Origin of the sequence: Nocardia sp. NPDC006044 (assembly GCF_042871115.1) — a bacterium.
Classification (GTDB): Bacteria; Actinomycetota; Actinomycetes; order Mycobacteriales; family Mycobacteriaceae; genus Nocardia.
Window position 1 is genome coordinate 153,845 of record NZ_JBIAID010000001.1, and the last position, 20,402, is coordinate 174,246.

Here is a 20,402-nt window from a genome sequence, read left to right on the forward strand (position 1 = left end):
TGCTAGACGCGCCGGATGCGAGCCAGCCAGGCGATCACATCGATGGAATCACCCTCGGGCACACCGAGTTCCGGGTTCTGCGCGAGCGCCGACGCGGTGACCCGGCCGCGGTAGTAGGTGGACTGGATATCCTCCAATTCCCAACCGTCGGTGAATGATTCGCGGATCACCGAATCGCTGATCTGCGGCCCGAAACCGGGCCCGGCATCCGAGAGCGCGAGGATATTGACCAGCCCGCCCGGCTTGCAGAGCGCGTGCAGGCTGCGCACGTAGGCGGCGCGCGGCTCGGGTTCGGTGCCGAAGACATGGAACAGCGCGCTGTCCACGATCGTGTCGAAGGCCGGCGCGTCCGCGGCGGCGCCGAACGCGATGGCATCGGCGACCTCGAACTTCGCCGCCGGAACCCCGTGCGCGGCAGCGTTTCCGCGCGCGAACCCGACCGCGCTGGAGGACAGGTCGATGCCGAGCACGTCGTACCCGAGCTCGGTCAGCAGAATCGTGTGCTCGCCCGCCCCGGAACCGGGATCGAGCACCCGGCCGCGGATCCAGCCGTCGCGTTCCAGCGCGACGATCGCGGGCTGCGGTTCACCGATCACCCACGGCGCGACGTCGTTGTCGTAGGCGGAATTCCAGAAATCAGCTGATCTCGTCATGCCCCGATCGTTCACCCTGAACCGAGGTTGAGGTCAACCATGCGTTTATTCGCTGGATCGCGACCGAGCGGCTCCCTATCGTGCAATCCGGCACCGCAGGCAAACCGAAGGGCAGCATGGACATCGACTATCGGTGGCGAGGCGAACTCACCGACGACGAGGTCGTCGAACTGACCCGATCGCACGGCGGGAACGCGGAGGCAGGCTGGTGGGATCGGGTCCGCGCGCACAGCCTCGGGTGGACGACCGCCCGTTCCGGCGCGGCATTGATCGGCTTCGTGAACGTCGCCTGGGACGGCGCCGAGCACGCCTTCCTCCTCGACCCCAAAGTCCGGCCCGAGCACCAGCACAACGGCATCGGCACCGAACTCGTCCGCAGCGCCGCCGACGCCGCCCGCCGAGCAGGCTGCACCTGGCTGCACGTCGACTTCGAAGAGCGCCTGCGCCCGTTCTACCTCGAGGCTTGTGGATTCCGCACGACCGCCGCCGGTTTGCTGAATCTGCGCGAGTCGTAGCGAATCAGCGTCGCCGGCGGGTCCGGTCGGCGAGCTCGGTGTTCGGCCGAAACAACAGGCCTGAGAACGGGTTCGAGCTCGCCGACCGGCGTGGAATCAGGCGACGGCGACCAGGCGGGCGGCGTTCGCGGCCTCGTCGTCGGCGGCCTGGTTGGCCGCCAGTTCAGCCTCGACGCGGTCGCGGTAGCGGGTGAGTTCGCGTTCGGCGTCGGCGGCATCCCAGCCGAGCCGGGCGCCGATCAGCATGGCGACCTCGGGGGCCGCCAGCAGGCCGCGGTCGGACGCCTCGATGGAGATGCGGGTGCGGCGGGTGAGCACGTCGTCGAGATGCAGTGCGCCCTCGTGGGTTACCGCGTAGACGATCTCGGCGGCGAGGTACTCCTCGGCGCCGGTCAGCGGCTGGGCCAGCGTGGGATCCGCGGCGATCAGCTCGAACAGGTCGTGCACGGCGGAGCCGTACCGGCCGAGCAGGTGCTCGACGGTCGCCTCCGGCAGCCCGGCCTGTTGCGCGACGCTGTCCAGATCGGCGGCCATCTCCTGGTAGCCGACCGCACCGAGCAGCGGCAGCTTGTCGGTCACCGACGGCGCGACCGCGCGGCCGAGACCCTGTACCGCGGCGTCCACCACGTCGGCCGCCATCACCCGGTAGGTGGTGTACTTGCCGCCGGCGATCACGAACAGACCCGGAACCGGTTCCGCCACAGCGTGTTCCCGCGACAGCTTCGCGGTGTCACTGGACGCGCCGGACACCAGCGGGCGCAGCCCGGCGTAGGTGCCGACGATGTCGTCGCGGGTCAGCGGCTCGCGCAGCACCGCGTTGACGTGATCGAGGATGTACTGCACGTCGGCGTTGCTGGCGGCCGGATGATCCTTGTTCAGCGACCAATCCGTGTCCGTGGTGCCGATGATCCAGTGCTGATGCCACGGGATCACGAACAGCACGCTCTTCTCCGTGCGCATGATCAGCCCGGTGTCCAGGTCCAGCCGCTCGCGCGGCACCAGGATGTGCACGCCCTTGGAAGTGCGCACGTGGAACGGGAATTCGACGCCGGTCATCCGGTTCATCTCGTCGGTCCACACGCCGGTCGCGCTGATCACCCGGCGGGCGCGCACGGTGTACTCGCACCCGGTCTCGAGATCGGTGACCTGCGCGCCGACGACCCGGTCGCCGTCGCGCAGCAGCCCGGTCACCTTGGTGCGGGTCAGCACGGTCGCGCCGTGCTGAGCCGCGGTGCGAGCGATCGTCATGGTGTGCCGCGCGTCGTCGACCTGTGCGTCGAAGTAGCGGATGGCGCCGGTCATCGAGTCCGCGCGCAGCGCGGGCGCCAATTCCAGTGCGCGCGTGCGGGAAAGGTGCCGGTGCATCGGCAGCGCGCGGGCGCCGCCGATGGTGTCGTACAGGGCGACGCCCGCACCGATGTACGCGCGCTCCCACACCCGATGCTGCAGCGGCAGCAGGAACGACACCGGGCGCACCAGGTGCGGCGCCAGCTTGTTCAGCAGCAGGCCGCGTTCCTTCAAAGCCTCACGCACCAGCCAGAAGTCGAGCTGCTCGAGGTAGCGCAGCCCGCCGTGGATGAGCTTGCTGGAGCGGCTGGACGTGCCCGCCGCGAAGTCCCTGGCCTCCACCAGGGTGACGCTCAGCCCGCGGGCGGCGGCATCCAGTGCGGCGCCGGCGCCGACCACGCCGCCGCCGATCACCAGCACATCGATCTCTTCGTCGCCCAGTGCGTCGATTGCCTCGGCGCGGTAGCTGGGGTCTAGTCGTGCTGACATGAATCTCTCCTTGTTGCAGTGATATTCGCGTCGGCGACTCAGTCGTCTACGTCTATCCAGTCGAGGGTGCGCGACACGGCCTTCTGCCAGCGGGCGTAGCCGCGTTCGCGCTGCTCCTCGGACCAGGTGGGGTTCCAGCGCTTGTCTTCGTGCCAGTTCTGCACGAGTTCGTCTGTGCTGCTCCAGAATCCGACCGCCAGCCCGGCCGCGTAGGCGGCGCCGAGCGCGGTGGTCTCGGCGACCACCGGCCGCGACACCGGCACGCCGAGGAAGTCGGCCTGGATCTGCATGCACAGCTCGTTGGCGGTGACGCCGCCGTCCACCCGCAGCACATCGAGCGCCACGCCGGAGTCGGCCTGCATCGCCTCGACGACGTCGCGGGTCTGGTAGCAAATGGATTCCAGCGTCGCCCGGGCCAGGTGGGCGTTGGTGCTGAACCGGGACAGCCCGACGATCGCGCCGCGCGCGTCCGAGCGCCAGTACGGCGCGAACAGGCCGGAGAACGCGGGCACGAAGTACACGCCTCCGTTGTCCTCGACCTGCCTGGCCAGCGATTCGCTCTGCGACGCACCGGAAATGATGCCCAGCTGGTCGCGCAGCCACTGCACCGCCGAGCCGGTCACCGCGATCGAACCCTCCAGCGCGTACACCGGCTTGGCGTCGCCGAGCTGGTAGGCGACCGTGGTGAGCAGCCCGTGCTGCGAACGCACGATATCCTCACCGGTGTTGAGCAGCAGGAAGTTTCCGGTGCCGTAGGTGTTCTTCGCCTCGCCGGGCCGGAAGCACACCTGCCCGACCGTGGCCGCCTGCTGATCGCCGAGCACGCCCGACAGCGGCACCTCGCCGCCGAACGGCCCGTCGGCCCTGGTCTTTCCGAACAGCTCCGGGTTCGACGACGGCGCGATGGCCGGCAGCATGGAGCGCGGAATGCCGAAGATGGACAGCAGTTCGTCGTCCCAGTCCAGCGTCTCCAGGTCCATCAGCATGGTGCGGCTGGCGTTGGTCGGGTCGGTGACGTGCACCCCGCCGTCGACGCCGCCGGTCAGATTCCACAGCAGCCAGCTGTCGGTGGTGCCGAAGATCGCCTCGCCGCGCTCGGCCGCCTCCGCGACGCCGGCCACGTTGTCCAGGATCCAGCGCAGCTTGCCGCCGGAAAAGTAAGTGGCGGGCGGCAATCCAGCCTTGTGCCGGATGGTATCGCCGTGGCCGGCGCGCTCCAGTTCCGCGGCGATGCGGTCGGTGCGGGTGTCCTGCCAGACGATGGCGTTGCAGTAGGGGCGACCGGTGTTGCGGTTCCACACCACCGTGGTTTCGCGCTGATTGGTGACGCCGACCGCGGCCAGGTCGCTCGCCTGGAGGTCGGCCTTGGTGAGGGTGCTCTGGATGACCGCGCGGGTACGTTCCCAGATCTCGGTCGGATCGTGCTCCACCCAGCCCGCCTGCGGCAGGATCTGCTGATGCTCGAGCTGGTGGCGGGCGACCTCGTTGCCGCTGTGATCGAACACCATGAAGCGCGTGCTGGTGGTGCCCTGGTCGATGGCGCCTACGTACTGGCTCATCGTGGTCCTTTCGAAAGAAAACTACGGAGAGAGAAAGAGATTCAGAAAAGGACCTGTGCGGCCAGCCCGGCCAGCACGCCGCCGAGCAGTGGGCCGGCGATCGGCACCCAGGCATAACCCCAGTCGGAGTTCTTGCCCGCGGGCACCCGGGCCGGGCCGGGATCGGCGAGCGGCTCGTTCGAGCGGGCGCCGACGGTCGCGGGTTCCCGCACCGCCGTGGTCTTGTGCACCGGCAGCAGTGCGTGCGCCAGGCGGGGGCCGAGATCGCGGGCCGGGTTGATGGCGTAGCCGGTCGGTCCGCCGAGCGAGGCGCCGATGCCGACGACCAGCAACGCCGCGGCGAGCGGGCCGAGCCCGGTCGCGGTGTGGCCCATGGCCAGCAGCACCAGGACGAGGGCGAAGGTGGCGACCACCTCGGTGGCGAAGTTCCAGGACAGGCCGCGGATCGCCGGGCCGGTGGCGAAGACGCCGAGCTTCTTCTCCGCGTCGGGTTCCTCGTCGAAGTGCCGCTTGTAGGCGACGTAGGCGAGATTCGCGCCGACGAAGGCGCCGACCAGCTGGCCGAGGATATAAGCGAGTGTGGTGGCGACGGTGATCTCGACGCCGGGGGTGTACTCGTCCGCGCCGCTGAACAGCACGCCGATGGTGTAAGCGGGATTCAGGTGGCCGCCCGTTTTATACGCGACGTACACGCCGGCGAGCACGCCGAGGCCCCACCCGAAATTGATCAGTAGCCAGCCGCCGTCGAATCCCTTGGATTTGGTCAGCAACACATTCGCGACTACGCCGACACCGAGTAGCACCAGCATCCCCGTGCCGAGTGCTTCACTCAGGAAGATCGAGCCGAAGTTCACCGTTGAGTCTCCGTTCGCCCTGCCGGTCGCGGTCGCGACCCTGCGGACCTCGACGTTACGACGGGATCGAAACGGGGCACATAGGACACGTTCGACAATGCTGAACGGTTGGCCTGGCTGCGGATGGCCGCTGCCGCTACTGTCGGGCGCCCGAGGGGGCCGACATGACGCACGTCACACCGGCGCGCCGGACGTGTTGCTATCGGTTCACTAGGTGTTCGACATTGTCGAACCGAAAGGTTAGGTTTCGGTTCATGCCCGGTCCGATCCAATCGATCGAACGAGCGGCGGCCATTCTGCGGCTGCTCGCCCGCGGCGCGGGCCGCCTCGGCGTCGGCGAGATCGCCGCCGCTCTCGATCTGGCCAAACCCACCGCACACGGCATCCTGCGCACCTTGCAGGGCGTCGGCTTCGTCGAGCAGGATTCGGCGACCGGCAAATACCAGCTCGGCCCGGCGCTGCTGCACCTCGGCACCAGTTATCTGGATGCCAACGAGCTGCGCTCGCGCGCGATCAACTGGGCCGACGCGCTGGCGGCGCGCACCGGTGAGGCGGTCCGGATCGGTGCGACGGCGTTCACCCACTCCGGTGGCTCCGCCGGCAACCATCCCCCTTTCGACGGAGCAGTGGTCGTCGTGCACCACGTATTCCGTCCGGACAACACCGAACAGGCCCTCGAGCTGGGCGAACTCCTACCCCCGCACGCGACCGCGCTCGGTAAGGTGCTGCTCGCTTTCGATGCGGAACTCGCGGCCGCCGTGCGCGGCGGCGACCTGCCCTCGCTCACCCGCCGCACCATCGTCGACCGGGTCGCGCTCAATCGAGCCCTCGCCGCGGTCCGGCAGGCAGGCTGGGCGGGCGACACCGAGGAGTTCCGGCCGGGCGAGGCGGGCATCGCCGCGCCGATTCGCGCGCACGGCGGACTCGTGGTCGGCGCCATCGGCATCAGCGGACCGGTCGACCGGCTCTGCGACCCGCAATTACGGCACCGCCCCGCGTTGATCACCCTGGTGCGCGACGCCGCGCACGCGGTCTCGCGCGATCTCGGCGCCGGACACTGACCACACCGATTCACCTCAGGAAAGGACGCGGATGACGCAGCGGTTCGTGCTCGCCATCGATCAGGGCACCACCTCCACCAGGTGCATCCTGTTCGATCAGCGCGCACGCCTGGTCGCGGTCGCGCAACGCGAGCATCAGCAGCACTATCCGCGGCCCGGCTGGGTCGAGCAGGACGCGATGGAGATCTGGCGCAATGTCGACCGGATCGTGCCGCAGGCCCTGCGCGACGCCGGCATCGCCGCCGATCAGGTTGTGGCCCTTGGCATTGCGAATCAGCGCGAGACCACGGTGGTGTGGGATCGGCGGACCGGCGCGCCGATCCGGCGGGCCATCGTCTGGCAGGACACCCGCACCGAGGATCTGGTCCGTGAGTTCGAGGAAAGGCCCGGCGCGCAACATATCCGGGAGCTGTCCGGGTTGCCGCTGGCCACCTACTTCGCCGCGCCGCGGCTGCGCTGGCTGCTGGATAACATTGCGGGCCTGCGTGATCGGGCCGAACGCGGCGAGGTGCTGTTCGGCACCATGGAAACCTGGCTCATCTGGAATCTGACCGGCGGAGTGGACGGCGGCCGGCATCTCACCGACGTCACGAACGCCAGCCGCACCCTGCTGATGAACATCGCCACCCTCGCCTGGGACGAGGAACTGCTGAGCTTCTTCGGCATCCCCGCGGCGATGCTGCCGCGCATCCAGCCCTCGACCGCGTCCTACGGCACCACCCGCCGCGTCGTGCCGGGCATCGCGATCGCCGCCGCGCTCGGCGATCAACATGCCGCGCTGTTCGGCCAAACCTGTTTCGCGCGTGGGGAAACCAAGTGCACCTACGGCACCGGCGGCTTTCTCATGATGAACACCGGCCGCGAATTGGTGCAGTCCTCGCACGGCCTGCTCACCACGATCGGCTACCAGATCGGCGACGAGCAGCCGGTGTACGCGCTGGAGGGCCCGATCGCGGTCACCGGCTCGCTGGTGCAATGGGTGCGCGACAACATCGGCCTGGTCGCCAGCGCGCCCGAGATCGAAACCCTCGCGCGCACAGTGCAGGACAACGGCGGCTGCTACATCGTGCCCGCGTTCTCCGGGTTGTACGCGCCGCACTGGCGCAGCGACGCCCGCGGCCTCATCGTCGGCCTGACGTCCTATATCACCAAGGGCCACCTCGCCCGTGCGGTCCTGGAGGCCACCGCGTGGCAGACCCGCGAGGTGGTCGACGCCATGAACGCCGACTCCGGCTTACAGGCCCGCGCCCTGCGCGTCGACGGCGGCATGACCTCCGACAACCTGCTCATGCAGATCGTCGCCGACGTCCTCGACGTCCCCGTCATGCGCCCGTTCAACGCCGAAACCGTCTCCCTCGGTGCGGCTTACGCGGCCGGCCTGGCCGTGGGCTACTGGCCAGACCTGGAGGGCCTGCGCAATAACTGGCGCCTGGCCGCGCAATGGCGCCCGCAGATGGACCCGGTGCACCGCGCCGACGAGTACGAGAACTGGCAGCGCGCGGTCCAATTGACCTTCGGCTGGAAGCGGTCGAAGCGCCACCCGGCAGGCGCCTGAGACCGGCTACCCGCCGACCGCGACCGGCCTGCGCAGCGAGCCTTCGATATTCGAACGCACCCGTTGCGCGGTTCGGCGCAACCGGCCGCCCTTCAGCCCGGCCTCCAGCTCGAGGCGCAGGCGTCCGTTGTGCAGGGCGGTGCGCAAACCTTCTGCCGCGCCGTTGATTTCGGAGACGGCGAGGGTGGCGCCGGGCTGGAATTTGCGCTCCGAGGCGGTCTCGGGCGCGTCGTCGGAGGTGGCGATCAGGAAGCGGTCGGGGACCGCGAGCTTGTGGATGGTGCGCATGGTGAGCAGGTACTGGCGCAGCAGGGATCCTCTGGTGTACGGCAGGTCGAACTTGTCGCACAGCGCGCGCACCCGGACGGCGATCTCGGCGTAGCGGTTGCTCGGCAGGTCCGGGAACAGGTGGTGTTCGATTTGGTAGCACAGGTTTCCGCTGGCGAAGGCGAGGGCCGGGCCGGCGTCGAAGTTCGCGGTGCCGAGCATCTGGCGCAGGTACCACTCGGACTTCGTCTCGTCCGCGAGCGCGGCGGGGGTGAATTTCTCCGCGCCGTCGGGGAAGTGGCCGCAGAAGATGACCACGTATGTCCAGGCGTTGCGCACGACGTTGGCGGTGAGATTCGCGGTCAGGGCGCGGCGCCAGCGCTTTCCGCTCAGCGCGGGGAACAGCACGTAGTCCTTGATCGCCTGGCGGGAGATCTTCTTCAGGAAGGCCTTTGTCACAGCGGTCTTCTCGGCCTTCGACTCGAACCGGTCGCGGTCCGCGTACAGGCTGTGTAAGCCGATGCCCCACTCGAAGGTGGTGGCCAGCAACAGGTTCTGCAGCGGCTGCAGCAGATGGCTCGGGTTCCACTCCTGGTCCCTGGTCACCCGCATCACGCCGAAGCCGATGTCGTCGTCCATGTCGATGACGTTGGTGTAGAGGTGATGACGGTAGTTGTGCGAGTACCGCCACTGCGAGGACAACCCGACCATGTCCCATTCCCACGTGCTGGAGTGGATCTCCGGGTCGTTCATCCAATCCCATTGGCCGTGCGAGACGTTGTGCCCGATCTCCATGTTCTCCACGCACTTCGCCGCGGCCAGCGCCGCCGTGCCGAGCAGCCAGGTCGCCTTGTTCCGGTTCACCGCGATCAGCAGCCGGGCCGCGATGTCGAGGGCGCGCTGGAATCGAATGGTGCGCCGGATGTAGGCGGCGTCGCGCCCGCCGAGCGATTCGCTGACGTCGCGATGGATCGCGTCGAGTTCGGTGCCGAGCGCCTCGATGTCTGCCTTGCTCAGATGCGTGTACACGGCAATGTCGGTGATGGCCACTGGTCCTCTTCGGATGGATCGGCTGCGCGGGCGCCGGAAAGCCCGGTCAGGCCGCCGATCCGGGTCAAGATCGGCGTTGCTCAGGTGAACCGAGCTCGATGATCGGCCGGAGAAATGGCCGACGATGCTTCTTGCCTCGACGGTACCAGCGCCGCGGACACCGCCACGGCAACAGCAGGCGGACACCAGGACAACGGGGCATGACCGCGCCGGATAACCCGCGCCGGGACACGGCAACATCCCCGTGGAACGGGATCATGCGCGGTTCCGCGGGCCGAAGGGGTTGAATAGAGGGGATTGGCTATTCGCGGCCGATCGGAGGAGGCTCGACGAATGAGTCAGGAAAGCGGGCAAGGGTCCGGGCTGTTCAGCCATGACACCATTCCCATCCAGGTGTATACGCCTGCCGAGAGCAGTGACGTACATCATCAGCCGGTATTCAGTAGAGCCGAAGATGGCTCCGGGTCTGCTGTCGGGGAGGTCAATCCGCCGCACGCCTGACGCCGGACATGACCCGAGCCCCCGCATCTCTCGACGAGATGCGGGGGCTCGAGTCGTTCCCTGGCCTGTCACATATCGGTTAAGTGAATCATCCTTAGCGTAATCTGGGTCACTGACCAGCGTCTTTGTCGTTTGCTATTCCCGGTGCGAGCCGCGTGATGTTCAATAAGTGAATATCCGCTAGCCACCGTTGATGGGAACGACATGAGCAGACGCGCCGTCGTCGCCGGTGTGGGAATGATTCCGTTCACCACGCCGAGCCGGAGCCAGACCTACGACGTCATGGGCACCAGAGCGGCGCGGGCCGCACTGCTCGACGCCGACGTCGACTACGACCGGATCCAGCAGGCCTACGCCGGCTACGTCTACGGCGATTCGACCTGCGGACAGGCGGTGATCTACGGACTCGGGCAGACCGGCATCCCGGTGATCAACGTCAACAACAACTGCTCGACCGGATCGTCGGCCCTGTTCCTCGCCCGCCAGGCGGTGGAATCCGGTGCCGCCGAAGCGGTTCTCGCCGTCGGCTTCGAGCAGATGCAGCGCGGCGCGCTGGCCCGCGGCTACGCCGATCGGCCGAGTCCGTTCGCGCGCTTCGACGAGGTGATGGACGAGATCCAGGAGCGCGACGAATCCCCCTTCGCGGCACAGATGTTCGGCGGGGCCGGGCGGCAGTACGCGGAAAAGTACGGCACCGCACCGGAAACCTTCGCGAAGATCTCGGTGAAGTCGCGCAGGCACGCGGCCGCCAATCCGTTCGCCGTGTTCAAGGACCCGGTCACGGTGGCCGAAGTGCTTGCCTCGCCGCACATCTACGGCCCGCTCACCCGGCTGCAATGCTGCCCGCCGACCTGTGGTGCGGCCGCGGCGGTCATCGTCAGCGAGGACTTCGCGAGGGCCAACGGCATCGACGCGTCGGTCGTGATCCGGGCGCAGGCGATGACCACCGACTTCCCGTCCACCTTCGCCGAGAAGGACATGACGAAGATCGTCGGCTACGACATGTCCAAGGCTGCGGCACACCAGGTTTACCACGCCTCGGGCGTCTCGCCCGAGGACATCCGGGTGGTCGAGCTGCACGACTGCTTCACCGCCAACGAGCTGCTCACCTACGAGGCGCTCGGGCTCACCCCGGAGGGCACGGCGGAGAAGTTCGTCAACGACGGCGACAACACCTACGGCGGCCGGGTGGTCACGAATCCGTCCGGCGGGCTGCTGTCCAAGGGGCATCCGCTCGGCGCCACCGGTCTCGCGCAATGCGCCGAATTGGTCTGGCAGCTGCGCGGACAGGCGGAGGGACGGCAGGTCGCCGACGACCTGAAGCTGGCCTTGCAGCACAACATCGGGCTCGGCGGCGCGGCCGTGGTGACCCTGTACGAGAAGGTGAGCTGACCGAATGCCCCTGGACCAGAGCGTCATCGGCACACCGCTGCCGCCGAGCACCCTGACCGTGGAGGCCGGACGGCTGCGCTTCTTCGCCGAGGCGATCGGCGAGCGCAACCCGATCTTCACCGACCTCGCCGCGGCGAAAGCTGCGGGATACGCGAATCTTCCGGTGCCGCCGACCTTCTTGTTCGGCATCGAACTGGACAATCCCGATTCGTTCAGCTGGCTCGTCGACCTCGGCGTCGACCTGCGCTGGGTGCTGCACGGTGAGCAGTCGTTCACCTATCACGCCACCGCGGTGGCCGGCGACGTGCTCACCGCGACGCCGACCATCGGCAACGTCTACACCAAGAAGGGCGGCGCGCTGGAATTCATCGAGAAGACCTCCACGGTCACCCGCGCGGACGGCACCCTGGTCGCCGAGCTGAAATCCGTGATCGTCGTGCGCAACCCGGAGGCGGCGAAATGACCGGCCCCGTCTCGGCCGAGCTCGGCGCCGAACTGCCGCCGCTGTGGGTCCGGCCGATCACCCGAACCACGCTGGCGCTGTTCGCCGGTGCGTCCGGCGATCACAACCCGATCCACATCGACCTGGATGTGGCGAAGTCCGCCGGGCTGTCCGACGTCTTCGCGCACGGCATGCTGTCGATGGCCTATCTCGGCCGGCTGCTCACCGATCGGTTCGACCCGCAGTCGATCCGGAGCTACCGGGTGCGGTTCGCCGCCATCACACCGGTGCACGCCGAGCCCACCGCGACCGGCAAGGTCGTCTCGATCGACACCGTGGACGGCGAACGCCGGGCCACCCTCGAACTCGCCGTCACCCTCGCCGACGGCACCGTCACACTCACCGGCGACGCCGTCGTCGCCCTCTGAAAGGAATTGCGGCACATGGGAACTCTGGATGGCAAGGTCGCCCTGGTCTCCGGCTCGGGCCGCGGCATCGGCCGCGAGATCGCCCTGAAACTGGCCGGTGAAGGCGCGAAGGTGGTGGTGAACGACCTCGACGCCGAACCGGCCAAGGAGACCGTCGCCGCCATCGAAGCCGCGGGCGGACAAGCGGTTTCGTGCGTCGGCTCGGTCACCGAGGAGGGCTTCGCCGAACGCTTCGTGCAGACCGCCGTCGACGAGTTCGGCGGCCTGGACATCATCATCAACAATGCCGGCTACACCTGGGACTCGGTCATCCAGAAGATGACCGACGAGCAGTGGGACGCCATCCTCGACGTGCACCTCAAGGCGCCGTTCCGGATCCTGCGGGCCGCGCAGCCGGTGATCGCGGCGGCGGTGAAACAGGCCAGGGCGGCCGGTGAGCCGGTGCCGTGCCGCAAGGTGGTCAACATCTCCTCCATGGCGGGCACCGGAGGCAATGCGGGACAGGCGAATTACTCTTCCGGCAAGGCTGGGGTCCTCGGGCTGACCAAGGCGCTGGCCAAGGAGTGGGGCCGCTACAACGTCACCGTGAACGCGGTCGCGTTCGGCCTGATCAAGACCCGGCTCACCGAGGCGCCCGCGGGCACCGGCGGCACCATCGACGTGCAGGGCAAGGAAATCAAGGTCGGGGTGAACCCGAACCTGCTGGCCGCGATGGAGCAGATGATTCCGCTCGGCCGCGGTGGCACGCCTGCCGAAGCCGCCGGCGCGGTGTATCTGCTGTGCCTGCCCGAGTCCGACTACGTCAGCGCGCAGACCCTGGTCTGTGGCGGCGGCTTCAACATCTAGGACCGAGGACCCGCCGTGTACCTGACCCAATCGCTGCACCGCAATCTGCAACAGAATCCGGATCGCCCGCTGACCATCTACGGCGACCGGGTGCGCACTGTCGCCGAATCCGCCGATCGCATAGCGCGTTTGGCCGGTGCGCTGGTCGCGCTCGGGGTCCGGCCCGGCGATCGAGTCGGCATGCTGGCGCTGAATTCCGATCGCTACTACGAATACCTGTACGCGGTGCCGTGGATCGGGGCGGCGGTCAACCCGGTGAACATTCGCTGGAGTCCGGCGGAGATCGGGTACTCGCTGCGCGAATCCGACACCAGGGTGCTGCTCGTCGACGACGCGTTCACCGCCATGATTCCCACACTACGGCAAGAGTTTCCGGAGTTGACCTCGGTGATCTTCTGCGGTGACGGCGAACCGCCCGCCGACGTGCTGCACTACGAGACACTCGTCGCCGAGCACGAGCCGGTCGAGGACACCAGAACCGGCGGCGACGCCCTGGCCGGCGTCTTCTACACCGGCGGCACCACCGGGCATCCCAAAGGCGTGATGCTCAGCCACGACAACATGATCATCTCCGCGCTCGGCAGCACGGCCGGCGGCGAATTCGTGAGTCTGGGCGGCACCGTGCTGCACGCGGCGCCGATGTTCCACCTCGCGGACATCGCCATGCTGACGGCGGGCAACCTGGTCAACTGCACCCATGTCATCGTGCCGATGTTCACCCCGGCGGGTGTGCTGCGCGCGATCACCGAGCACGGTGTCACCAATGTCCTGTTGGTGCCCACCATGATCCAGCTGCTGGTCGACGATCCGGCGGTGGTGGACTTCGATCTCGGCACCGTCGAGACCGTGACCTACGGCGCCTCGCCGATCGCCGAGGCGGTTCTCGGCCGGGCCCGAAAAGCCTTTCCCACAGCGGGATTCACCCAGGCGTACGGGATGACCGAGCTGGCGCCGGTGGCCACGCTGCTCTCGCCGTCCGATCACGACAACCCGGTGCTGCGCCGCTCGGCGGGTCGCGCCACGCCGCACGTCGAGGTCCGCATCGTCGACCCGGACGACAACGAGGTGCCGCGCGGCGAGGTCGGCGAGGTCGTCGTCCGCGGTGACAACGTCATGCTCGGCTACTGGAATCGACCGGAGGACACCGCGGTTGCCACGCGCGGCGGCTGGATGCACACCGGCGACGGCGGCCGGATGGACGAGAACGGCTACGTCTTCATCGTCGACCGGATCAAGGACATGATCATCACCGGCGGCGAGAACGTGTACTCCGCAGAGGTGGAGAACGCCTTGGCGGCGCATCCGGCGGTGGCCTCGTGCGCGGTGATCGGAGTGCCCGACGACGAATGGGGCGAGCGGGTACACGCCGTTGTCGTGTTGCTGCCCGGCACACAGGTTACCGAGGCGGAGCTGCGCGCGCACTGCAAAGAGCTGATCGCCGGCTACAAGGCGCCGCGCACGGTGGAGTTCACCGACGCGTTGCCGATCTCCGGCGCCGGTAAGATCCTCAAGCGCGAACTGCGCAAGAAATATTGGGATCCCAGCGACAGTCAAGTTTCCTGAGGGGCGACATCGAATGGTGAACGGGCCGGACCTGGTCCGTCCGGCCCGTGGCACCAGGCCGGCGAACCGGCGTGCACTGATCGTCGCGGCGGCCACGGAGTTGTTCTGCCGCAACGGGTACGGGAACGTGGGCATGGGCGAGGTGGCCGAGGCGGTGGCCATCGGCCCGTCCGCGCTGTACCGCCATTTTCGCGGCAAGCAGAGTCTGCTGGCGACGGTCGTGGAGGAGGCGCTGACCGCGTTCGCCGCCGCGGTCGAATCCGCGGCGGACGAACCCGACGACCTCGCGCACACGCTCGCCGCGACCGTGCTGGCCGGCCGCGATGTCGGGGTGCTCTGGCGGCGCGAAGCCCGGCATCTGTCCGATCAGGATCGGGCCGCGTTTCGCGTCCAGGCCAGGCGGATCGGGGCTCGTCTGGCCGAGATCATCGCGGCTCGGCGTCCCGAACTCGATCCCGCGGCGGCCGACCTGCTGTCCTGGGCTGCCTTAGCGGTCGCGAATAGTGTGTCTTTCCATAGTCTTTCACTGCCCGAACCCGAATTCACGACGCTGCTGGGTGAATTCATCGCCGCGGTGCTCGCCGCGCCGAGGCCGGTGCTCGGGGAGCGGCGAGACCGCAGGGCCACCCGGGCGCCGCTCGCCGCGCGGGGCCGGCGCGAGGCGATCCTCACCGAGGCGACCACGCTCTTCGCCGAACGCGGCTTCGTCAGCGTCAGCATGGACGACATCGGTACCGCCGTAGGCATTGCCGGGCCGAGCGTCTACAACCACTTCCCCGGCAAGGTGGACATCCTCATGGCAGCCATCGTCCGCGGCGACGAATGGCTGCGCATCGACCTGAACCGCGCGCTGGCGCAGGCCACCGACCCGCGGGACGGACTCGAACGGCTGCTCGCGGGCTACGGCGCCTTCGTGTTCGAGAATCCGCACCTCATGCAGACACTCGTCTCGGAGGCGCGGCACCTCCCCGACGCGGACCATCAACGGGCGAAGGCCGCGCAACGCGCCTACATCGCCGAATGGGTGCATCTGCTCCGCAAGCTGCATCCCGACTGGGACCCGATCCCGGCTCGCATGCGAGTCCAGGCCGCCCAATCGATGCTGAGCCATCTCGCGCTGACCTCGCACCTGCGCGCGTTCTCCGGCATCGTGTCCGCGTCGGCGGCCATCGGTGCCGAGGTGCTCGGCCTGTCCGGGTTACGCGGCGGCCGTGGATAACAGCGCCATCGGCCGCACCGCGACGGCCTCGACGCCGCGCGGGCGCTGTTCGCCGATGAACGTGACCGGCTGACCCGGGGTCAGCGTTTTGAAACCGGGGGAGTCGATGCAGGAGTACTCCACGAAAACCCCGTCGGGGTAGTCCGCGGATTCCAGGAACCCGAAGCCCTTCGCGGTGTCGAACCAGCGAACGGTGCCCTGCGTCCAGGTGTCGCTCTCGCTCATGACATCGCCTCGAGCGCCGCCGGGAACTCGCCGGTTCCGGGTTCCATCACCTGCTGCCACCAGGCGGCCAGCGGGCTGGGATCGGGCCATACGACGGCGGACCCGGAGCGGGCGGTGGTGTCGGTTGCTGCTTGCTGGGACGGTCTGATCTTGTCTGGACGGACCACGACGGACGATCTCCTCAGGGTCGAAACCTAGTGCGGGCACCCCGCGCAACCCGGATGCCCGCGACAGCGTTATCGAAACTGTAAGCAGCCGAAGGAGTATTCGTCCTGACTTCCCGGTCCGACCGGTACAACGTCACACTTCGTCGCGCCCTGTTTTCAGGACGCCCAGGGCCCGATGCCGCCGACCTTATCGATCCGGATGCGAGTCAGCAGACCGGGTGGCGCGTCGGCCGGCGGGAAGGTGGAGTCGGGGCCGACCATCGTCTTGGCCAGTTGGGCGAGAAGTTCAGGGGCGCCGCCCTCGACGATCCGGGCGGTTCCGGTGACCGAAAGGTACGGGCGCATGACCCCGCCGCGCTCGTCGGACAGGATCGTCACCGCGACCCGGCTGTCCCGGCGGACATTGCGCACCTTCTTGTATTCACCCAGGTGAGCGGTGACGAGCTCGTCTCCGTCCGGACCCGATTGCAACGCCACCCACACCACGCTCACCTGCGGGCTGCCGTCCGGGTTGATCGTGACCAGCGTGGCGTCCGCACCTGCGCCGATGAGCGCGCGAGCATCGTCGTCGAGTTTCATGCCTTGTTCTACCACCGGGCCCGGCCGTTCATTCCCGGCTCCCACACCCGCGAAGCGTGTCGGCCCGACCCGCGAAGCGTGTCGGCCCGCTGTACTAACGTCGCGGTATGCGGCTTCACGTGGGCTGTGCGATGTGGACGCACGCGGCATGGCAGGAATGGCAACCGGCGTCGGGGGATCGGCTGGCGGCCTATGCCGAGCGGTGCAATGCCGTCGAGGGCAACACCACCTTCTACGCGATACCGGCGCGGCGCACGGCCGAGTCGTGGGCCGGGCAGACCGCGGCGGACTTCCGGTTCGTGGTGAAGCTGCACAAGTCGATCACCCACGAACGCAGGCTGACCGGTGTCGACGACGAGATGCGGGCGTTCCTGTCGGCGATCGAGCCGCTCGGCCCGCGCACGCACGCGTTGTGGGTGCAGTTGCCCGGTTCGTTCGGGCCGAACGATCTCGGCGCGCTCGCCCTCTTTCTGCGGCGGCTCCCGCCCTACTACCGCTCGGCCGTCGAGGTCCGCCATCCCGCCTTCTTCGAGAACGAACGGGCCGCAAGACAATTGGAGAGCGTGCTCGGCCGCGCCGGCGCCGAATGGATACCCTTCGACACCACAGTGCTTTTCGACGGACTGCCGGTCACCACCGCCGAGCAGGAGGCATATTCGAAGAAGCCGCGCGTGCCGCGCCGCACACGCGCGCTGACCGAGTACCCGATCGTCCGGTACCACGGCCGCGACTCCACCGAGCGCACCGTCGAGGGCTGGCAGCCGTGGATCGGCACGGTCGCCGACTGGCTGCGCGAAGGCCGCTCACCCACCGTCTTCATCCACACCCCGGACAACGCCCAGGCCGTCACCCTCGCGCGCCGCTTCCACGCGGAGGTGGCCGCCGAGGTGCCCGAACTGACACCGCTGCCCGAGCCCGCACCTATCGAACCGATGACCCTTTTCTGACCGAGGCCCCGTAGGCGACCGCGAGAATCACCGCGCAGCCGATGATTTGGAGCGGCGCGGGACGCTCGCCGAGGACCAGCGCGCCCAGTAGCAGCGAACCGACCGGCGTCAGCAGGAGCAGTCCGGCGCCGACCGCGCTGGGCACCAGTGGCGAATACCGGGCGACGAGCAGCCAGCCGATCGCCCCATTGGTGAGCGCGGTGAGCGCGATCCAGCCGAGGGCCGGGCCGTCGATGCGCAGCGTCGACGGGAACCCTTGGATCAGCGCCCAGGCGAGTGCGGACACGGCGGGGACGGCGATCGAGACGGCGTAGGTTTGCAGGTTGCGGCCCTGTTTTCCGCTGCGCCGCAACAGGAACAGGAACCCGGAATAGCAGATGCCGGCCATGATGGCGTGCGCCGCGCCCGTCCTGGGTTCCGGGCCGGTGCTGCCCTGCTGGAGGACTCCGCTGGCCGCGGTCAATCCGCAGATCATGATCGGCAGCGCGAAAAACACACGCCTACTTGGTCGTTCGCGATCGATCAGAAAGGCGATCAGCGGAACGACCACCACCTGAACGTTCACCAGCACCGTGGTGAGTCCCGCGCCCGCTTCGAGAACCGCCGCGCCCCACCAGAACATGTCGGCGGCGAAGAACGCACCGCACAGCAGCGCGAACCCCCATTCCCGCGCGTCCATGAGCCCATTGCGGCGGCTCTCCAGCCAGGCGAACACCGCGAGCACCGGCAACACCAGCGCGCAGCGATAGAACGTCGACACCTCGGTCGGTGCGCCGGCCAACGCTATGAACACGCCCGACGTCGAAACCATCAGCGCGCCAACGGCAATGGCGATCGTCGCGCCGGCGGGTGCATCCGGCGCGACGACGGGTGCCGCCGTCCGCTGCTCGGTCATCCCATGACTGTGGCACGGTCCGACCCGGGAGCGCGACGGACTATCGAGCGGCCTATCGGCTGCCGATGGGCTGTTGCAGCAGTCCTGCCAGGAGGGTGCCAGCTCCTTGCAGCCAGAGTGGCCAGCTCGCGGGGTCCAGTGCCATCGATCCCTCGTCGTGGATGGAGCAGCCCGGTTCGGCGGGGACGCCGTCGAATCGTTCCTTCATCCAGAGCAGCACGCGGGCGATGCTGTCGATCTCCAGCGTGATGTGTTCGCTGAAATGGTCACGGGTGTAATGCACCTGGGCGTTCGGGTCGCGGCAGTACTCGTCGACCAGGGTGTTCACCGGGCCGACCGGAGCGATCCAGTCGGGGTTGGAATTGAAGATGAACATCGGCATCTTCGGCACCGAATGCCCCATCCGCAGCGCGTCGAACACCTTGCTCGGCACCGGGTCGTTGAGCGGGTCGGGGGAGTCGTACATGCCGTCGGTCAGGTTCATGAACGGCAGCAGCGCGGCCGAATAGAGGCACAGCGAGTTCTTGATCGGGGTCAACGCCTTGCCGATCGGTTTCATGTGCTGCTCGTTGTACGCGGCCAGCTCCGGGTACTCCCGCGCGACGCCGAGCAGACCCGAAAAGATCAGGCCGGAACCGAGATTGCCGCTTGCCAGCTGATACATGGCCTTGATGTCGGCGGGGACGCCGCCCTCGGACGCGCCGACGATATTCAACTCCGGCGCGTAGGACCCGGCCAGTTCCGCGGTGTGCCCGGTGGTGATCGCGCCGCCGGAGTATCCGGCCAGGCCCACCTTGGTCTGCGGGGTGAGCCCCATCGGCTCGAAGTTCTCCGCCGCCCGGATGCCGTCGAGCGTGATCCGCGCGCCGAGCGGACCCGCGGCGAAGGCCGAGTCCGGCCCCTCGTGGTCCGGCATCGCCACCGCCCAGCCCGCGCCGAGCGCGGTCAGCGGCAGCACGAACTCGAACGGGATGTCGAACTGGCCGGTGATATTGCCCGGCACCGAAGCCTGTTGCAGCACATAGGATGCCGCGCAGTACTGCGCGTTCGAGTCCTGTGGGAACTGGTATGACAGCAGCGGGCGGGGCGCGCCCGCGTTGTCGCCGCGCGGCTTCATCAGCGTGGTGACCGCGGCGATCGGCTCGCCCCTGGTGTTGGTGGAGCGGAACGACAGCTGCCAGGCGTCGATGTTGAACGGGATGACCGAGTAGAACGCCAGATGCACGGCGCGGGCCGCGATGATTTCGCCCGGCTGCTTCGAGGCGACCAAGTCCGCGGGCGGTGCATAGAATCCCGGATCGAGTTCCGGCGGCGCCGGTGGAATGGGAAACGGCAGCGGCGGTTGTACTGGAACTTGCTCCGCAGCCGGTGTTTCGGACGGTGACGCAATTGCCGGTATTCCGACAGCTACCTGAATGGCAGCAGCGATCAGGGCGATGAATACCGCAGTGCGGAATCGCCCGAGATTTCCGGGGGAGACGGTGTCCATTGAACTTCTTTCGCTGGTGAGCGGTGCTGATGAGATCCGGGAAACGGATCTGTCGGGCGCAGAAAGTATTCCGTCCACGACCGCGTGCTCGCGTGCGGCACGCCGTGCTTAACCCACCAGAATGTCTGTAAGGCTAAGTAACAGCAAATGCTAGAACCAGATGCGAAGCCAGAGGCAAAATACTAATTTCTCCGGATCTCGACTGTGCATATTGCACAAACATCTCGACGGTTCGGGCGGTATATCGGGAATGTCGTAGCGGCTCCAGCTTGTGCTCGGTACCAACTCGCGGTCGCAGCGTTGGTGGCTGAGCCAAGCGCCGCCACCCCTGCGGCTGCCAGGCTGACAGCAGCGTTGTCCCGGATTTCGGTGGATGTCCCTCCCGAGGAGCCTCTTTGCCCACGCTCGCCAGTGCCCGC

20 protein-coding genes are annotated in these 20,402 nt (G+C 67.9%); 10 read left to right on the forward strand and 10 right to left on the reverse strand.

The window, feature by feature from the left end; genetic code table 11:
- Window positions 1-2: 2 nt before the first annotated feature.
- Entirely contained in the window at window positions 3-653 is a 651-nt protein-coding gene (locus ACFYO1_RS00785) for a class I SAM-dependent methyltransferase (RefSeq protein ID WP_387225816.1), read from the reverse strand.
- A gap of 80 nt (window positions 654-733) precedes the next feature.
- Here ACFYO1_RS00785 and ACFYO1_RS00790 point away from each other — a divergent pair, with 80 nt between their 5' ends.
- The gene (locus ACFYO1_RS00790) at window positions 734-1,168 is read left to right on the forward strand and encodes a GNAT family N-acetyltransferase (RefSeq protein WP_387225818.1); all 435 of its coding nucleotides are present in this window, start codon (window positions 734-736) and stop codon (window positions 1,166-1,168) included.
- Window positions 1,169-1,264: 96 nt separating this feature from the next.
- Here the strand turns inward: ACFYO1_RS00790 and glpD are convergent, their stop codons facing one another.
- Genes glpD through ACFYO1_RS00805 form a run of 3 tightly spaced genes read right to left on the reverse strand, consistent with a single transcriptional unit; the run spans window position 1,265 to window position 5,357 of the window.
- The gene (glpD, locus tag ACFYO1_RS00795; protein WP_387225820.1) at window positions 1,265-2,944 is read right to left on the reverse strand and encodes a glycerol-3-phosphate dehydrogenase; all 1,680 of its coding nucleotides are present in this window, start codon (window positions 2,942-2,944) and stop codon (window positions 1,265-1,267) included.
- 38 nt (window positions 2,945-2,982) lie between these two features.
- Window positions 2,983-4,503: a glycerol kinase GlpK gene (gene glpK, locus ACFYO1_RS00800; RefSeq protein WP_387225822.1), complete on the reverse strand. Its 1,521-nt coding sequence runs from the start codon at window positions 4,501-4,503 to the stop codon at window positions 2,983-2,985.
- A 41-nt stretch (window positions 4,504-4,544) separates the two neighbouring features.
- A complete protein-coding gene (locus tag ACFYO1_RS00805; RefSeq protein ID WP_387225825.1) occupies window positions 4,545-5,357 on the reverse strand; it encodes an MIP/aquaporin family protein in 813 nt (270 codons plus the stop codon).
- A gap of 254 nt (window positions 5,358-5,611) precedes the next feature.
- On the opposite strand from ACFYO1_RS00805, the gene ACFYO1_RS00810 reads away from it, so the two are divergent.
- Entirely contained in the window at window positions 5,612-6,418 is an 807-nt protein-coding gene (locus ACFYO1_RS00810; RefSeq protein ID WP_387225827.1) for an IclR family transcriptional regulator, read from the forward strand.
- A 31-nt stretch (window positions 6,419-6,449) separates the two neighbouring features.
- Window positions 6,450-7,973 carry a glycerol kinase GlpK gene (glpK, locus tag ACFYO1_RS00815; RefSeq protein ID WP_387225828.1) on the forward strand — a complete coding sequence of 508 codons (1,524 nt, stop codon included), beginning with the start codon at window positions 6,450-6,452 and terminating at the stop codon, window positions 7,971-7,973.
- Between the two features lie 6 nt (window positions 7,974-7,979).
- Here glpK (ACFYO1_RS00815) and ACFYO1_RS00820 read toward each other — a convergent pair whose 3' ends face one another.
- Complete coding sequence (locus tag ACFYO1_RS00820) at window positions 7,980-9,290, reverse strand: fatty acid desaturase family protein (protein ID WP_387225830.1); 1,311 nt, start codon at window positions 9,288-9,290, stop codon at window positions 7,980-7,982.
- A 705-nt stretch (window positions 9,291-9,995) separates the two neighbouring features.
- Here ACFYO1_RS00820 and ACFYO1_RS00825 point away from each other — a divergent pair.
- From ACFYO1_RS00825 to ACFYO1_RS00850, 6 genes are read left to right on the forward strand one after another with little or no spacing between them, the layout of a single operon-like run.
- Entirely contained in the window at window positions 9,996-11,183 is a 1,188-nt protein-coding gene (locus ACFYO1_RS00825; protein ID WP_387225831.1) for a lipid-transfer protein, read from the forward strand.
- A gap of 4 nt (window positions 11,184-11,187) precedes the next feature.
- On the forward strand, window positions 11,188-11,646 hold the full coding sequence (locus ACFYO1_RS00830; RefSeq protein ID WP_387225833.1) for a MaoC family dehydratase N-terminal domain-containing protein: 459 nt from the start codon (window positions 11,188-11,190) through the stop codon (window positions 11,644-11,646).
- Window positions 11,643-12,053, forward strand: coding sequence for a MaoC/PaaZ C-terminal domain-containing protein (locus ACFYO1_RS00835; protein ID WP_387225835.1), 411 nt, complete (start codon window positions 11,643-11,645; stop codon window positions 12,051-12,053). Before ACFYO1_RS00830 ends, ACFYO1_RS00835 begins: the two co-directional genes overlap by 4 nt.
- 15 nt (window positions 12,054-12,068) lie before the next feature.
- A complete protein-coding gene (locus ACFYO1_RS00840; protein WP_387225836.1) occupies window positions 12,069-12,899 on the forward strand; it encodes an SDR family NAD(P)-dependent oxidoreductase in 831 nt (276 codons plus the stop codon).
- 15 nt (window positions 12,900-12,914) lie between these two features.
- Window positions 12,915-14,462, forward strand: a complete 1,548-nt coding sequence (locus tag ACFYO1_RS00845) for a long-chain fatty acid--CoA ligase (protein WP_387225838.1) — start codon at window positions 12,915-12,917, stop codon at window positions 14,460-14,462.
- Between the two features lie 13 nt (window positions 14,463-14,475).
- Window positions 14,476-15,681, forward strand: a complete 1,206-nt coding sequence (locus ACFYO1_RS00850; protein WP_387225840.1) for a TetR/AcrR family transcriptional regulator — start codon at window positions 14,476-14,478, stop codon at window positions 15,679-15,681.
- On the opposite strand, the gene ACFYO1_RS00855 is transcribed toward ACFYO1_RS00850, so the two are convergent.
- From ACFYO1_RS00855 to ACFYO1_RS00865, 3 genes are all read right to left on the reverse strand, one after another.
- Window positions 15,661-15,906: a cold shock domain-containing protein gene (locus ACFYO1_RS00855; protein WP_387225842.1), complete on the reverse strand. Its 246-nt coding sequence runs from the start codon at window positions 15,904-15,906 to the stop codon at window positions 15,661-15,663. The genes ACFYO1_RS00850 and ACFYO1_RS00855 overlap by 21 nt on opposite strands.
- Complete coding sequence (locus ACFYO1_RS00860) at window positions 15,903-16,073, reverse strand: hypothetical protein (protein WP_387225844.1); 171 nt, start codon at window positions 16,071-16,073, stop codon at window positions 15,903-15,905. The genes ACFYO1_RS00855 and ACFYO1_RS00860 overlap by 4 nt, the downstream gene beginning before the upstream one ends.
- A gap of 156 nt (window positions 16,074-16,229) precedes the next feature.
- Window positions 16,230-16,652 carry a PPOX class F420-dependent oxidoreductase gene (locus tag ACFYO1_RS00865; protein WP_387225845.1) on the reverse strand — a complete coding sequence of 141 codons (423 nt, stop codon included), beginning with the start codon at window positions 16,650-16,652 and terminating at the stop codon, window positions 16,230-16,232.
- A 107-nt stretch (window positions 16,653-16,759) separates the two neighbouring features.
- Here ACFYO1_RS00865 and ACFYO1_RS00870 point away from each other — a divergent pair, with 107 nt between their 5' ends.
- Entirely contained in the window at window positions 16,760-17,599 is an 840-nt protein-coding gene (locus ACFYO1_RS00870) for a DUF72 domain-containing protein (protein ID WP_387225847.1), read from the forward strand.
- Here the strand turns inward: ACFYO1_RS00870 and ACFYO1_RS00875 are convergent.
- Window positions 17,574-18,494 carry a DMT family transporter gene (locus ACFYO1_RS00875; RefSeq protein WP_387225849.1) on the reverse strand — a complete coding sequence of 307 codons (921 nt, stop codon included), beginning with the start codon at window positions 18,492-18,494 and terminating at the stop codon, window positions 17,574-17,576. The two genes, ACFYO1_RS00870 and ACFYO1_RS00875, sit on opposite strands and share 26 nt — an antisense overlap.
- Before the next feature lie 52 nt (window positions 18,495-18,546).
- Window positions 18,547-19,983 (reverse strand): lipase family protein, encoded by a 1,437-nt coding sequence (locus ACFYO1_RS00880; protein ID WP_387225850.1) that lies wholly within the window; start codon window positions 19,981-19,983, stop codon window positions 18,547-18,549.
- Window positions 19,984-20,402: the final 419 nt, after the last annotated feature.